The following is a 13,379-nucleotide window of genomic DNA, read 5'->3' as shown; positions in this document are numbered from 1 at the left end:
ACAACTGGTTTAGGTTAAAAGACATCAAATGAATAAGCATTCATCGAGAATTTTATGACACGCGTTCAATTTAAACACCACCATCATCACCATCATCCTGACTAGTCTTTCAGGCGATGTGTGCTGGAAGACGTTTGGATCTTCCAGTGGTGCATGAACGCATGAAAAAGCCCCCGGAAGATCTTCTTCCGGGGGCTTTTTTTTGGACCAAATTCAGACAGGTTAAAACAGGTTAACGAGGAAAACAGAATGTTAGATAACTCACGTTTACGCATAGCTATTCAAAAATCAGGCCGTTTGAGTGATGATTCACGCGAACTGCTCGCCCGCTGCGGGATTAAAATCAACTTGCACACCCAGCGCCTGATTGCCCTGGCTGAAAATATGCCCATCGACATTCTGCGCGTGCGTGATGACGATATTCCCGGCCTTGTGATGGATGGCGTTGTTGACCTCGGCATCATCGGTGAAAACGTGCTGGAAGAAGAGCTCCTGACCCGCCGTGCCCAGGGTGAAGATCCACGCTATTTTACCCTGCGTCGTCTGGACTTCGGCGGCTGCCGCCTGTCGCTGGCCACGCCTGTCGATGAAGCCTGGGACGGCCCGGCCGCGCTGAACGGCAAACGTATCGCCACCTCCTACCCTCACCTGTTAAAACGTTACCTGGATCAGAAAGGCGTGCAGTTTAAATCCTGCCTGCTGAACGGCTCTGTTGAGGTGGCGCCGCGCGCGGGTCTGGCTGACGCCATCTGTGACCTCGTCTCTACGGGCGCCACGCTGGAAGCGAACGGTCTGCGCGAAGTGGAAGTGATTTACCGCTCCAAAGCGTGCCTTATCCAGCGCGACGGCGAAATGGCCGATGCGAAACAGCAGCTGATCGACAAACTGCTGACCCGTATTCAGGGCGTGATTCAGGCCCGTGAATCGAAATACATCATGATGCACGCGCCAACCGAACGTCTTGATGAGGTCATTGCCCTGCTGCCGGGCGCAGAGCGTCCGACCATCCTGCCTCTGGCCGGTGACCAGCAGCGCGTCGCCATGCACATGGTCAGTAGCGAAACCCTGTTCTGGGAGACCATGGAAAAACTGAAGGCGCTGGGCGCAAGCTCAATTCTGGTGCTGCCAATTGAGAAAATGATGGAGTGATGGCCATGAGCTTTAACACAATCATCAACTGGAACGATTGTTCGCAAGAACAACAGCGCGCGCTGCTGATGCGTCCGGCGATTTCCGCCTCAGAAAGCATCACCCGCACCGTGGCCGAGATCCTTGATAACGTCAAGGCCCGTGGCGACGATGCGCTGCGGGAATACAGCGCAAAGTTTGATAAAACCGAGGTTGGCGCTTTAAAGGTAACCGAACAGGAAATCACGGACGCGGAAAGCCGCCTCGGTGACGAGATCAAACAGGCGATGGCCGTCGCGGTGAAAAACATTGATACCTTCCACACCGCGCAGATATTGCAGGCGGTCGATGTGGAAACCGTGCCCGGCGTACGCTGCCAGCAGGTCACGCGTCCGGTTGCGTCGGTGGGGCTTTACATCCCCGGTGGTTCCGCCCCGCTGTTCTCTACCGTATTAATGCTGGCAACCCCGGCACGCATCGCCGGTTGTCAGAAAGTAGTACTGTGCTCGCCGCCTCCGATTGCCGATGAAATTCTCTATGCGGCAAAACTGTGTGGCGTACAGGCGGTGTATAAAGTGGGGGGTGCACAGGCAATTTCCGCGCTGGCGTTTGGTACCGAATCCATTCCTAAAGTGGACAAAATTTTTGGCCCGGGCAACGCGTATGTGACCGAAGCCAAGCGTCAGGTCAGCCAGCGTCTGGACGGTGCCGCAATTGATATGCCTGCCGGTCCTTCTGAGGTGCTGGTGATTGCCGACAGCGGTGCAACGCCGGACTTCGTCGCCTCCGATCTGTTATCACAGGCAGAACATGGCCCGGACTCACAGGTTATTTTGCTGACGCCGGATGCGGATATGGCAAAACGCGTGGGTGAAGCCGTTGAACGTCAGCTTGCCGACCTGCCGCGCGCCTACACGGCACGCCAGGCACTCTCAGCAAGCCGCCTGATTGTGGCGCGCGATCTGGCGCAGTGCATTGCCATCTCCAACCAGTACGGCCCGGAACACCTGATTATCCAGACCCGAAATGCGCGCGATCTGGTTGACAGCATTACCAGCGCAGGTTCGGTCTTCCTTGGCGACTGGTCACCGGAATCCGCCGGCGATTACGCTTCCGGCACCAACCACGTTCTGCCAACCTACGGCTATACATCAACCTGTTCGAGCCTCGGGCTGGCGGATTTCCAGAAACGCATGACCGTACAGGAGCTGTCCCGCGAGGGGTTTGCCTCTCTGGCCTCCACCATTGAGACCCTGGCCACTGCCGAACGTCTGACCGCCCACAAAAACGCCGTTACGCTGCGCGTTGCAGCCCTGAAGGAGCAAGCATGAGCATTGAAGAATTAGCCCGCGAAAATGTCCGTCGCCTGACGCCTTATCAGTCTGCTCGTCGTCTGGGTGGCAACGGTGATGTCTGGCTGAACGCCAACGAATACCCGACGGCCGTACAGTTCGAGCTGTCGCAGCAAACGCTGAACCGCTATCCGGAATGCCAGCCGAAAACGGTTATCGAAAATTACGCCCGGTACGCAGGCGTAAAGCCTGAGCAGGTGCTGGTCAGCCGGGGTGCAGATGAAGGCATTGAACTGCTGATCCGAGCCTTCTGCGAACCGGGCAAAGATGCTGTCATGTACTGCCAGCCAACCTACGGAATGTACAGCGTCAGTGCAGAAACCTTTGGCGTGGCGTGCCGTAACGTGCTTTCGCTGGAAGACTGGCAGCTCGACCTACAGGGGATTGCCGATAATCTTAACGGCGTGAAAGTGGTGTTCGTCTGCAGTCCAAATAACCCGACCGGGCAGATTATCAACCCGCAGGACATTCGAACCCTGCTGGAGATGACGCGCGGTAAAGCGCTGGTGGTGGCTGACGAAGCCTATATTGAGTTCTGCCCGCAGGCGACGCTGGCTGGCTGGCTCGAGGAGTACCCGCACCTGGTTGTACTGCGTACGCTGTCAAAAGCTTTCGCCCTCGCTGGCCTGCGCTGCGGCTTTACGCTGGCCAATAAAGAAGTCATCGACCTGCTGATGAAAGTGATTGCGCCATATCCACTCTCTACGCCGGTTGCCGACATTGCGGCGCAGGCTTTGGCCCCTCAGGGGATCAAGGCGATGCGCGAACGCGTGGCACAAATCCTTGAAGAACGGCAGTATCTGGTCACTGCCCTGAAAGATATTCCCTGCGTGGAGCAGGTATTCGACTCTGAAACCAACTACATCCTGGTACGCTTTACCGCGTCGAGTGCTGTATTTAAATCTTTATGGGATCAGGGCATTATCTTACGAGACCAAAATAAACAACCATCCTTAAGCGGCTGCTTGCGTATTACCGTAGGCACCCGTGCAGAGAGTCAGCGCGTGATTGACGCCCTGAAAGCGGAGAAAGTATGAGCCAGAAGACCCTCTTTATCGATCGTGACGGTACCCTTATTTCGGAGCCGCCAACCGATTTTCAGGTCGATCGTTTCGACAAACTGGCTTTTGAACCCGATGTAATCCCGGTGCTGCTCAAGCTGCAGAAAGCCGGCTATAAGCTGGTGATGATCACTAACCAGGACGGGCTGGGTACCGACAGTTTCCCGCAGGCGGATTTTGACGGCCCGCATAACCTGATGATGCAGGTGCTGACCTCTCAGGGCGTTAAATTTGATGAGGTGCTGATCTGCCCACACCTGCCTGCCGATGAATGTGACTGCCGCAAGCCAAAGGTAAAGCTGGTCGAACGCTACCTGGCGGATGACGTGCTGGATAAAGCCAATAGCTATGTTATTGGCGATCGCATGACCGATATTACGCTGGCGGAGAACATGGGTATCTCCGGGCTGCGCTATGACCGTTCCACCCTTAACTGGGCAAAAATTGGTGAGCAGTTGACCCAGCGTGACCGCTACTCGCACGTTGAGCGCAACACCAAAGAGACGCAAATCGACGTTAAGGTCTGGTTGGATCGTGAAGGCGGCAGCAAGATCCACACCGGTGTGGGTTTCTTTGACCATATGCTGGACCAGATCGCGACCCATGGTGGTTTCCGCATGGAGATCGCCGTGAAAGGCGATTTGTATATCGACGATCACCACACCGTGGAAGATACCGGCCTGGCGCTGGGTGAAGCGCTGAAGCTGGCGCTCGGCGACAAACGCGGCATCAACCGTTTTGGTTTTGTGCTGCCGATGGACGAGTGCCTGGCGCGCTGCGCAATGGATATCTCCGGGCGCCCACACCTGGAATACAAAGCGGATTTCACCTACCAGCGCGTGGGCGACCTCAGCACCGAAATGGTTGAACACTTCTTCCGTTCATTGTCCTACACCATGGGCCTGACGTTGCACCTCAAGACCAAGGGCAAGAACGACCACCACCGCGTGGAAAGCCTGTTCAAAGCCTTTGGCCGTACCCTTCGCCAGGCGATTCGTGTGGAAGGTGACGCCCTGCCCTCATCGAAAGGAGTGCTGTAATGAATGTGGTGATTCTGGATACCGGATGCGCCAACCTGAACTCCGTAAAATCGGCAATTGCCCGTCACGGCTATGCGCCGGACGTGAGTCGCGACCCGGACGTCGTACTGCGCGCCGATAAACTTTTTCTGCCCGGCGTAGGGACAGCGCAGGCGGCGATGGATCAGATCCACGAGCGTGAGCTGGTGAGTCTCATCAAAGCCTGTACTCAACCGGTGCTGGGAATTTGTCTGGGCATGCAGCTCTTGGGCCGACGCAGTGAAGAGAGTAACGGTGTTGATCTGCTCGGGATTATCGACGAAGACGTGCCGAAAATGACCGATCACGGTCTGCCTCTGCCGCACATGGGCTGGAACCGTGTTTATGCCAAAGCCGGTGACAGACTGTTTCGCGGCATTGAAGACGGGGCCTATTTTTACTTCGTGCACAGCTACGCCATGCCGGTAAATCCGTACACCATTGCCCAGTGCAATTACGGCGAAGCATTTACCGCGGCGGTGCAGAAAGATAACTTCTTCGGCGTGCAGTTTCACCCGGAACGTTCGGGTGCCGCAGGCGCACAGTTGCTGAAAAACTTCCTGGAGATGTAATGATTATTCCCGCTTTAGATTTAATCGACGGCACGGTTGTCCGTCTCCATCAGGGCGATTACGGGCAGCAACGCGACTACGGTAACGACCCCTTGCCACGTCTGCAGGATTACGCCGCCCAGGGCGCGCAGGTGTTGCACCTTGTGGATTTGACTGGCGCAAAAGATCCGACAAAACGTCAAATCCCGCTTCTTAAAAAACTGGTGGCCGGCGTGGATGTGCCCGTCCAGGTAGGCGGTGGCGTGCGTACGGAAGATGACGTTGCGGCGCTGCTGGACGCTGGCGTGGCGCGCGTGGTCGTCGGCTCGACTGCCGTTAACGATCCTGAAAAGGTTAAAGCCTGGTTCCGCCGCTTTGGCGCTGACGCGCTGGTGCTGGCGCTGGATGTTCGTATCGACGAACAGGGTAACAAGCAGGTTGCAGTCAGCGGCTGGCAGGAAAACTCCGGGGTGACGCTGGAAGAGCTGGTCGAGAGGTATCTGCCCGTTGGCCTGAAGCACGTGCTGTGCACCGATATCTCCCGCGACGGCACGCTGGCAGGCTCTAACGTTTCTTTATATCAAGAAATCTGCGCGCGTTATCCGCAGGTGGCCTTCCAGTCGTCGGGCGGTATTGGTGATATCACTGATATTGCCGCGTTGCGCGGAACGGGTGTACAGGGCGTGATTGTGGGCCGGGCCCTGCTGGAAGGTAAATTTACTGTGACGGAGGCGATTCAATGCTGGCAAAACGGATAATCCCTTGCCTGGACGTACGTGACGGCCAGGTAGTGAAAGGCGTGCAGTTCCGCAACCACGAAATCATTGGCGATATCGTCCCGCTGGCAAAACGCTACGCTGAAGAAGGCGCAGATGAACTGGTATTTTACGATATCACCGCCTCCAGCGATGGCCGCGTCGTGGATAAAAGCTGGGTGGCGCGCGTGGCAGAAGTGATTGATATTCCCTTCTGCGTGGCAGGTGGGATTAAATCTGCGGAAGACGCGGCAAAAATCCTCTCCTTTGGTGCCGATAAGATTTCCATTAACTCCCCTGCTTTGGCAGACCCGGAGCTGATTACCCGTCTGGCCGATCGCTTTGGGGTACAGTGTATTGTCGTGGGGATTGACACCTGGTATGACGCCGCAACGGGTAAATACCATGTCAACCAGTACACCGGCGATGAAATCCGGACCCGTGTAACCCAATGGGAGACGCTGGACTGGGTGCAGGAAGTCCAGAAACGTGGCGCAGGCGAAATTGTGCTGAACATGATGAACCAGGACGGCGTGCGTAACGGCTATGACCTTGAGCAGCTGAAAAAAGTCCGCGCGGTCTGCCACGTACCGCTGATTGCTTCCGGCGGTGCAGGCACCATGGAACACTTCCTTGAAGCCTTCCGCGATGCAAACGTTGACGGCGCGCTGGCGGCCTCTGTGTTCCACAAACAGATTATCAATATTGGTGAGTTAAAAACGTACCTGGCCGACCAGGGCGTGGAGATCAGGGTATGTTAACAGAGCAACAACAGGCACAACTGGACTGGGAAAAAACTGACGGATTACTGCCGGTGGTTGTACAGCATGCCGTCTCAGGTGAAGTGCTGATGCTGGGATATATGAACCAGGATGCACTAACCAAAACCATCGACAGCGGCAAGGTCACCTTTTTCTCGCGTACCAAACAACGCTTGTGGACCAAAGGGGAAACCTCTGGCCATTTCCTGAATGTAGTCAGCATTACGCCGGACTGCGATAACGATACGCTTCTGGTACTGGCGAATCCGATCGGCCCAACCTGCCACAAGGGCACCAGCAGCTGCTTCGGCGACGCAAGCCACCAGTGGCTGTTCCTGTATCAGCTGGAACAGTTACTCGCTGAGCGTAAAACGGCGGATCCTGAAAGTTCGTATACGGCGAAACTCTACGCCAGCGGAACCAAACGTATCGCGCAAAAGGTGGGGGAAGAAGGCGTTGAGACAGCGCTGGCCGCGACCGTGCATGACCGCGAGGAGCTGACGAACGAGGCGTCGGATTTGATGTATCACCTGCTGGTGCTGCTGCAGGATCAGGAGCTGGATTTGACGGCGGTGATTGAGAATTTACGTAAGAGACATAAATAAAAAAACCGGGGAATTTCCCCGGTTTTTTATCTGATGAGAATCACGCTTTTGGTTTGTAGTTCCGCAATGCGTTGCGGCCCAGCACCACACCCGAACCGATAATCCCGCCAAGCAGGACAGCAAGGATCAGAGTGATGGCCTTTTTCGGACTGTCACGTTTGATCGGTAAATCTGGCTTCATCACATAACGGTAGACGTGGATAGTGTCAGGGTTAACGTTCAGCTTTTCGATATCCAGCAAGTTCTGCTTGGTCTGGTAGTACGCTCCTGAGAACACCAGCGGACGAGACGCTTCGTTTTCAATCATCGATTTTAACGCTTCGCTGCCCAGCAGGAACATGGTTTCCTGCGTCACGTCCTGAGTTTGCTGAATCTGTGGAGAGGTGATTTTCGCTGCTTCTGCGTTCTTCAGCGCTTCCGTAATCTGTTTGATACGCAAATCTTTTTGCTCCTGAGAGACTTTCTCCTGGTTTTCCAGGGAGTCATTCAGGGTTGTAATCTGCTGCTTAATGTTATCTTTTAGGTCAAGCGTAAGTTCTTTCGCCGTCTGTTCATCAACCTGCTGAATATACTGGGCAAGCTGCTTTTGCGCAGCTTCAGCAGTTTCACCAACATAACTGACGGTCAATGGAAATGCTTGTCCCTTAACCGTGGAATCGATGGTTAGCTTTTCCGGGATTTCCTGATTTTCAAGCGCCTGCGCTAATGCAGAAAAGGATGAATTAAAACGACTAATTGCACGGGTCTGGATATCCAAAATTGAAGGCGCGGCACTTCCGTACAGAATATTCAACGCATTTGCATACGTTGCAATCTGTGCGGCATCCGGCTGGGCTATGATAGCGGACGATGTCCATTTCTCTTTTGCTACGGTGATGTAGATCCCAGCCAATATGATAAATACAGCAACAAAAGCTCCAACAACCCACTTTCCACGCCACAGTTGCAGCACTAAATCAAGTAAATCAATTTGCTCCGGGTCATTACTTCTGCTGACCAGGTTATTGTTGTTCTGCGTCATACAATCCCTAACAGATGATAAAGGGCAAAAATAAACATGTTCACATAGTGTATCTGTTGCTATGAATTTTTCTATAAGAATCCGATGAGTTAAATCGGAAAGATGGGTTATGTAACTGGCATCCGCCGCGCTATGATAGACGCAATGTGATGCGTGATGGCATCAGTAAGAACACATGTTTATGAGGGAAGATATGAAATTTCTGGTAACGGGTGCAGCAGGCTTTATCGGCGCAAATGTCAGCAAACGACTCCTGGATGCCGGTCATCAGGTCGTCGGTATTGATAACCTGAATGACTACTATGATGTCAATCTTAAGCTGGCACGTCTGGATCTGCTGACATCTGACAGTTTCGCCTTCCACAAGCTGGACCTGGCCGACCGTGAAGGCATGGCCACACTGTTCGCCCGTGAGAAATTTGATCGCGTCATCCACCTGGCCGCACAGGCAGGCGTACGCTACTCGCTTGAAAACCCTCACGCCTATGCAGATGCCAACCTGGTAGGGCACCTCAACGTGCTGGAAGGCTGTCGCCATCACAAGGTACAACATCTTCTGTATGCATCTTCCAGCTCCGTTTACGGTCTGAATCGCAAGATGCCTTTTTCGACTGACGATTCGGTCGATCACCCTGTCTCACTTTATGCCGCGACCAAAAAAGCCAATGAACTGATGTCGCATACCTATTCCCACCTGTACAACCTGCCCACGACGGGCCTGCGTTTCTTTACCGTGTACGGTCCGTGGGGTCGTCCGGATATGGCGCTGTTTAAATTCACCAAAGCGATGATTGAAGGCAAAAGCATTGATGTCTACAACTACGGTAAGATGAAGCGCGACTTCACTTACATTGATGATATCGCCGAAGCCATTATCCGTCTGCAGGATGTTATTCCTCAGGCCGATGCAAACTGGACCGTTGAAACCGGTTCACCGGCAACCAGCTCTGCGCCTTATCGCGTCTATAACATCGGAAACAGCTCTCCGGTTGAACTGATGGATTACATTACGGCTCTTGAAGAGGCGCTCGGGATAGAGGCAGAAAAGAATATGATGCCAATCCAGCCGGGTGACGTACTTGAAACCAGCGCAGATACTAAAGCGCTGTATGAGGTTATTGGCTTCAAACCGCAGACTTCCGTTAAAGAAGGCGTGAAGAATTTCGTTGACTGGTATCGCGACTTCTACAAAGTATAAAAATAAAAAAACCGGCAAGTGCCGGTTTTTTTATGCGCCTTAAGCAGAGACTCAGTCGCTACCAAACAGATCGCGGGTATACACTTTATCCGCCACGTCGGCCAGTTCTTCCGCCATACGGTTAGAGATAATCACATCCGCTTCCTGTTTGAATGCATCCAGGTCACGAATCACACGGGAATGGAAGAATTCATCTTCCTGCATCGCTGGCTCATAAATAATCACCTGAACGCCTTTAGCCTTAATACGCTTCATGATCCCCTGAATGGAAGAGGCGCGGAAGTTATCAGAACCGCTCTTCATGATCAGACGATATACACCCACCACTTTCGGCTGACGCGCGAGAATGGAATCAGAAATGAAGTCTTTACGCGTACGGTTTGCATCAACAATCGCTGAAATCAAATTGTTTGGCACAGCCTGATAGTTCGCCAGCAACTGTTTCGTATCTTTAGGCAGGCAATAGCCGCCGTAACCAAAGGACGGGTTGTTGTAATGGTTACCGATACGCGGGTCGAGGCACACCCCTTCGATGATCTGGCGGGTATTCAGGCCCAGACTCTCGGCATAGCTGTCCAGCTCGTTGAAGTAAGCCACGCGCATTGCCAGGTAGGTATTTGCGAACAGCTTGATCGCTTCGGCTTCGGTGGAATCTGTAAACAGCACCGGGATATCTTTCTTGATTGCGCCTTCCTGAAGGAGAGCAGCAAAACGCTCCGCACGCTCAGAGCGCTCACCGATCACGATACGGGATGGGTGCAGGTTATCGTATAACGCCCTGCCCTCGCGCAGAAACTCTGGCGAGAAGAAGACATTATCAATACCCAGCTCTTCTTTGATTGATTTAGTGAAACCGACCGGAATGGTCGACTTAATGATCATCACTGCATTCGGATTAATCGCGATAACGTCTTTGATCACCGCTTCAACCGTCGAAGTGTTGAAATAGTTGGTTTTTGGATCGTAGTCTGTTGGGGTCGCAATGATGACAAAGTCCGCATCACGATAAGCATCTTCTTTATCGGTGGTAGCACGGAAATTCAGCTGTTTGTTCGCCAGATACTCTTCAATCTCTTTGTCGACGATCGGAGATTTCTTCTGATTCAGCATATCCACTTTGGCCTGCACGATATCCAGCGCAACCACTTCATGGTTCTGGGCAATCAGAATGCCGTTAGAAAGACCGACATAGCCAGTTCCGGAGATAGTTATTTTCATTCGCTAATGACTTCTGTAAGTTTAATGAAGAGATGGTCGCCTGACCATCGCGATAAATATGACTGTTGGGCTTTGTACCTCCTGGCAGCCAGAACTGTCAAGGCAAACCAGGAGCAATCCCTACTCCCGAGATAATATTCAGATATCTTCGAGTACTACGTGCCAGACTTTACATAAAAAAAACCCGAAGACGAGCTTCGGGCCTTGATTACATTGTGTAATTTAACTTATTCCATCCATTCAGTATGGAACACACCTTCTTTATCAGTACGCTTGTAGGTATGCGCGCCAAAATAGTCGCGCTGCGCCTGAATCAGGTTCGCAGGCAGAACGGCAGCGCGATAGCTGTCATAGTACGCCACTGCAGCGGAGAAGGTTGGTACTGGTATACCGTTCTGAACGGCATAAGCAACCACATCGCGCAGCGCCTGCTGGTATTCGTCGGCAATCTTCTTGAAGTATGGCGCAAGCAGAAGGTTAGCAATACCCGCGTTTTCCGCATAAGCATCGGTAATTTTCTGCAGGAACTGCGCACGAATGATGCAACCTGCGCGGAAGATCTTCGCGATCTCACCGTAGTTCAGATCCCAGTTGTTCTCGTCTGACGCGGCACGCAGCTGAGAGAAGCCCTGCGCGTAAGAGACGATTTTACCCAGGTACAGAGCGCGGCGAACTTTCTCGACGAATTCAGCTTTGTCACCCGCGGGTTTAGCCTGTGGGCCAGACAACACTTTGGATGCCGCAACACGCTGTTCTTTCAGGGAAGAGATGTAACGCGCGAATACGGATTCGGTGATCAGAGACAGCGGTTCCCCCAGATCCAGAGAGCTCTGGCTGGTCCATTTACCGGTACCTTTGTTCGCAGCTTCGTCCAGAATCACATCAACCAGGTATTTACCCTCTTCATCTTTCTTGGTGAAGATATCTTTGGTGATGTCAATCAGGTAGCTGTTCAGCTCACCTTTGTTCCACTCGGTAAAGGTTTCAGCCAGCTCTTCGTTAGAGAGGTTCAGGCCGCCTTTCAGAAGAGAGTAAGCTTCTGCGATGAGTTGCATGTCGCCGTATTCGATGCCGTTGTGAACCATCTTCACATAATGGCCCGCACCGTCTGGACCAATATAGGTCACACACGGCTCGCCATCTTCAGCAACCGCAGCGATTTTTGTCAGGATTGGCGCAACCAGTTCGTACGCCTCTTTCTGACCACCAGGCATGATAGATGGGCCTTTCAGTGCGCCCTCTTCGCCACCGGAAACACCGGTACCGATGAAGTTGAAACCTTCAGCAGACAGTTCACGGTTACGACGAATGGTGTCCTGGAAGAAGGTGTTACCGCCATCAATAATGATGTCGCCTTTTTCGAGGTAAGGTTTCAGAGAGTCGATAGCAGCATCGGTACCTGCGCCCGCTTTCACCATTAACAGGATACGACGAGGCGTTTCCAGAGACTCAACAAACTCTTTCACCGTATAGAACGGAACCAGTTTCTTGCCTGAGTTCTCGGCAATCACTTCTTCAGTCTTATCACGGGAGCGGTTGAAAACGGAGACGGTATAACCACGGCTTTCGATGTTGAGCGCCAGGTTGCGCCCCATCACTGCCATACCGACAACGCCGATTTGTTGCTTGGACATTACATACTCCTGTCAGGTGTGGTCGCCACGACTGTGCGCGGCTTGAATGTTTAGTCAATGTTAACTCAGGTTGCGGACGAATGTGTAGTGGAAGGTGCAATCAGATGCAGACAATAATTAAAATCATTACGAGTCCCTACGCAAAGAGATATGTGCGTTTCAATATTGTATAGGGAGTCAAGAGTAATATGAGTCCTTTAAGTGAAAACACTGAAGTTAAAGATAGTAAAGCGTAACGCATTCTGTGAATATATGACGTTGAAGCGGACGATAGCGCGACGCGGAAGTACAGATTAGCCATAAACTGCTTACGCTGACTTTCATTAATTAGCGCACTGTATTTACTCAGCAATACCTCCCCAGTTTCAAGATACTTCATAAAATTAGAGCTTATTTGCCTCTTATTGTTATGAACGGTATAAATTACTGTCGCGCTATTATCATGTTTGATCTTGCAATGCTGAGACATTCTGATCCAAAGATCGTAATCCTGCATGCAAGGTAACGTCTCATCAAATTTTCCCGCCGCCATGAAGAATTTTTTACGAATCAACACCCTTGATGTCGAGCCGATGACATTTCCTTTGGAGAAAAGAGCCTCTGTGTAATCAGAATATTCACGAGGAAATACGGTTCGTCTAACGTTATTAAGATCTGAACTTAAAACAATTTTGATACCGGTAAAAACAAGCCCAATCCGTTCATCCTTTAAGAGGACATTCATGCGTTTTTGAAATGAATCTTCTTCAACAGCATCATCATCGTCTAACAAAAAAACGTTTTCGGCTGAGGAAAGTTCAATTCCTTTATTGCGGGAATAATTAGCCCCCAAACTTGAGTCATTATTTTTGATAATTAAACTGACAGTGCCAAAATCTATATCTGAAAAATCAGGTTTTTCACCACCATCATTAACGATGATAATCTCGTTCGGAAGCAACGATGAATTAAGAATACTACTTACGGCTCTTCGAAGAAAAGCCAGTCTGTTTTTTGTTGTAATTACAATTGAAAACATTACCTCACCTCATTTACAG

The 13,379-nt window shown here is 51.9% G+C and carries 14 protein-coding genes and 1 other annotated feature; of the genes, 10 read left to right on the top strand and 4 right to left on the bottom strand.

The genetic code is table 11. The annotated features are described in order from the left end of the window. The first annotated feature begins 54 nt into the window (after window positions 1-54). The 9 genes from hisL to hisIE all read left to right on the top strand — a co-directional run bounded on the left by hisL (window position 55) and on the right by hisIE (window position 7,271). Window positions 55-105, top strand: a complete 51-nt coding sequence (hisL, locus tag ACMVME_RS07985) for a his operon leader peptide (RefSeq protein ID WP_001364200.1) — start codon at window positions 55-57, stop codon at window positions 103-105. Next, window positions 81-204, top strand: a sequence feature (His leader region). Its footprint overlaps the gene before it by 25 nt. A gap of 45 nt (window positions 205-249) precedes the next feature. Next, the gene (gene hisG, locus ACMVME_RS07980; RefSeq protein ID WP_000886595.1) at window positions 250-1,149 is read left to right on the top strand and encodes an ATP phosphoribosyltransferase; all 900 of its coding nucleotides are present in this window, start codon (window positions 250-252) and stop codon (window positions 1,147-1,149) included. A 5-nt stretch (window positions 1,150-1,154) separates the two neighbouring features. Beyond that, a complete protein-coding gene (hisD, locus tag ACMVME_RS07975; protein WP_068794895.1) occupies window positions 1,155-2,459 on the top strand; it encodes a histidinol dehydrogenase in 1,305 nt (434 codons plus the stop codon). After that, window positions 2,456-3,517, top strand: a complete 1,062-nt coding sequence (gene hisC / locus ACMVME_RS07970; protein ID WP_068794779.1) for a histidinol-phosphate transaminase — start codon at window positions 2,456-2,458, stop codon at window positions 3,515-3,517. The genes hisD and hisC overlap by 4 nt, the downstream gene beginning before the upstream one ends. Next, window positions 3,514-4,581, top strand: coding sequence for a bifunctional histidinol-phosphatase/imidazoleglycerol-phosphate dehydratase HisB (gene hisB, locus ACMVME_RS07965; protein ID WP_025203709.1), 1,068 nt, complete (start codon window positions 3,514-3,516; stop codon window positions 4,579-4,581). The genes hisC and hisB overlap by 4 nt, the downstream gene beginning before the upstream one ends. After that, a complete protein-coding gene (hisH, locus tag ACMVME_RS07960) occupies window positions 4,581-5,171 on the top strand; it encodes an imidazole glycerol phosphate synthase subunit HisH (RefSeq protein WP_020883288.1) in 591 nt (196 codons plus the stop codon). Before hisB ends, hisH begins: the two co-directional genes overlap by 1 nt. After that, a complete protein-coding gene (gene hisA / locus ACMVME_RS07955; protein WP_014170793.1) occupies window positions 5,171-5,908 on the top strand; it encodes a 1-(5-phosphoribosyl)-5-[(5-phosphoribosylamino)methylideneamino]imidazole-4-carboxamide isomerase in 738 nt (245 codons plus the stop codon). The genes hisH and hisA overlap by 1 nt, the downstream gene beginning before the upstream one ends. Next, window positions 5,890-6,666, top strand: a complete 777-nt coding sequence (hisF, locus tag ACMVME_RS07950) for an imidazole glycerol phosphate synthase subunit HisF (RefSeq protein WP_414743407.1) — start codon at window positions 5,890-5,892, stop codon at window positions 6,664-6,666. Before hisA ends, hisF begins: the two co-directional genes overlap by 19 nt. Then, complete coding sequence (gene hisIE, locus ACMVME_RS07945; RefSeq protein WP_014170795.1) at window positions 6,660-7,271, top strand: bifunctional phosphoribosyl-AMP cyclohydrolase/phosphoribosyl-ATP diphosphatase HisIE; 612 nt, start codon at window positions 6,660-6,662, stop codon at window positions 7,269-7,271. Before hisF ends, hisIE begins: the two co-directional genes overlap by 7 nt. Before the next feature lie 40 nt (window positions 7,272-7,311). On the opposite strand, the gene wzzB is transcribed toward hisIE, so the two are convergent. After that, a complete protein-coding gene (wzzB, locus tag ACMVME_RS07940; RefSeq protein ID WP_068794780.1) occupies window positions 7,312-8,292 on the bottom strand; it encodes an LPS O-antigen chain length determinant protein WzzB in 981 nt (326 codons plus the stop codon). Window positions 8,293-8,485: 193 nt separating this feature from the next. On the opposite strand from wzzB, the gene ACMVME_RS07935 reads away from it, so the two are divergent. Next, on the top strand, window positions 8,486-9,490 hold the full coding sequence (locus ACMVME_RS07935) for an NAD-dependent epimerase (RefSeq protein WP_068794781.1): 1,005 nt from the start codon (window positions 8,486-8,488) through the stop codon (window positions 9,488-9,490). 51 nt (window positions 9,491-9,541) lie between these two features. Here ACMVME_RS07935 and ugd read toward each other — a convergent pair whose 3' ends face one another. From ugd to ACMVME_RS07920, 3 genes are all read right to left on the bottom strand, one after another. Further along, complete coding sequence (ugd, locus tag ACMVME_RS07930) at window positions 9,542-10,708, bottom strand: UDP-glucose 6-dehydrogenase (RefSeq protein WP_068794782.1); 1,167 nt, start codon at window positions 10,706-10,708, stop codon at window positions 9,542-9,544. Window positions 10,709-10,935: 227 nt separating this feature from the next. Next, the gene (gndA, locus tag ACMVME_RS07925) at window positions 10,936-12,342 is read right to left on the bottom strand and encodes an NADP-dependent phosphogluconate dehydrogenase (RefSeq protein WP_068794783.1); all 1,407 of its coding nucleotides are present in this window, start codon (window positions 12,340-12,342) and stop codon (window positions 10,936-10,938) included. Between the two features lie 136 nt (window positions 12,343-12,478). Further along, window positions 12,479-13,360: a glycosyltransferase family 2 protein gene (locus ACMVME_RS07920; protein ID WP_068794784.1), complete on the bottom strand. Its 882-nt coding sequence runs from the start codon at window positions 13,358-13,360 to the stop codon at window positions 12,479-12,481. Window positions 13,361-13,379: the final 19 nt, after the last annotated feature.

Origin of the sequence: Enterobacter cloacae complex sp. 2024EL-00711 (assembly GCF_047529885.1) — a bacterium.
Classification (GTDB): domain Bacteria; phylum Pseudomonadota; class Gammaproteobacteria; order Enterobacterales; family Enterobacteriaceae; genus Enterobacter; species Enterobacter ludwigii.
Note: the sequence above shows the minus strand (reverse complement) of the source record. Positions and strands in the feature narration are given on the sequence as shown.